Genomic DNA, 609 nt, shown 5'->3' on the forward strand with positions numbered 1-609 from the left:
GACTCCGTTCGTGACGCGGCGGGGGCGGCGTCTAGGGGCAGGCTGCGACGGGCGGCTGCGGCGGAGCGGACATGTGCGGTGGTCGCGGGGAGCGGTCGGGCAGTGCCCATGGAGCCCGTGTTCGCCTCCGGTGTCGATCCTCGACGATGCGGTGGACGGAGGCACCCGCGGCTCCGAGCGGTGGACGGGTGCGTGTGCAGCGTGCCGGGGACGCAGCCGTCAGTGCGTGGGCACCCGCTCCGGACGGATGCGCTCGGGAACGGGGACGAGCGCGTGGGTGATCGCGCTCGAGAGGGTGAAGGCGCTGGAGTCGAGGTGCGAGGAGTGCCCGAGTCGTGTCGCTTCGGAGGCGCGCTGCTTCGCTCCGGAGGCGGGCCGGATGTCTCCCGAGAGGCTGATCTCGCCGAACGCGGCGATCCCGGGCCGCAGCGGCGTGTAGGCGTGGGCGGAGGCGATGGCGACCGCGATCGCCAGGTCCGCCGCCGGCTCCATGAGCTTCACGCCGCCGACGGTCGACACGTAGACGTCGCAGCGCCGCAGGGGGATGCCCGCCTGCCGCTCGAGGACCGCGAGGATCATCGCGACCCGGGACGCGTCGACTCCGTTCGT

General features: G+C 73.6%; 1 protein-coding gene. It reads right to left on the reverse strand.

The features are described from left to right. Positions 1-219 precede the first annotated feature (219 nt). On the reverse strand, positions 220-609 hold a 390-nt coding region (locus tag C5C50_RS16610), incomplete at its 5' end, for a magnesium chelatase domain-containing protein (RefSeq protein WP_308471846.1).

It is taken from the genome of Rathayibacter sp. AY1D9 (assembly GCF_002932395.1).
Taxonomy (GTDB): Bacteria; Actinomycetota; Actinomycetes; order Actinomycetales; family Microbacteriaceae; genus Rathayibacter.